Source organism: Pseudomonas onubensis (assembly GCF_965653655.1).
In the GTDB taxonomy this organism is placed as follows: Bacteria; Pseudomonadota; Gammaproteobacteria; order Pseudomonadales; family Pseudomonadaceae; genus Aquipseudomonas.
The window spans coordinates 1-458 of record NZ_CBFHAZ010000262.1 but is presented as its reverse complement, the minus strand read 5'-3'; the positions used below and the strand labels follow the sequence as shown (position 1 = coordinate 458).

Genomic DNA, 458 nt, shown 5'->3' with positions numbered 1-458 from the left:
AAAAAAGTGATCCCGGAGACCGGAACCACTTTTCTGAGATTTAAGATTTTACCAGCGCAATGACTTCAATTTCCACGAGAGCGTCTTTCGGCAGTCTCGCCACTTCCACACAAGACCTTGCCGGCTTATGTACATCAAAGTATTGTCCGTACACTTCATTCACTTCCGCAAACTGCTCCATATCAGCAATAAATACCGTTGCTTTGACAACCGTCTCGAGAGAAGCGCCCGCTTCTTTCAGCACAGCTTTTAAATTGCTGAACACCTGATGCGTTTGTTCTGTGATATCACCGTTTACCATTTCTCCTTCAGCAGTAAGAGGAATCTGGCCTGAGCTGTAAAACATGTTGTTTACGATGATTCCCTGTGAATATGGCCCGATCGCTGCCGGCGCGTGTTTCGTATGGATTGCTTTAGTCATTTTTCTGTCTCCCCATTCTTTAAATGCTGTTCTTTAA

The 458-nt window shown here is 44.8% G+C and carries 1 protein-coding gene; it reads right to left on the bottom strand.

The window, feature by feature from the left end; genetic code table 11:
• Window positions 1–40: 40 nt before the first annotated feature.
• Window positions 41–421, bottom strand: coding sequence for a 2-iminobutanoate/2-iminopropanoate deaminase (ridA, locus tag ACTD9P_RS29875; RefSeq protein ID WP_004264663.1), 381 nt, complete (start codon window positions 419–421; stop codon window positions 41–43).
• Window positions 422–458 lie beyond the last annotated feature (37 nt).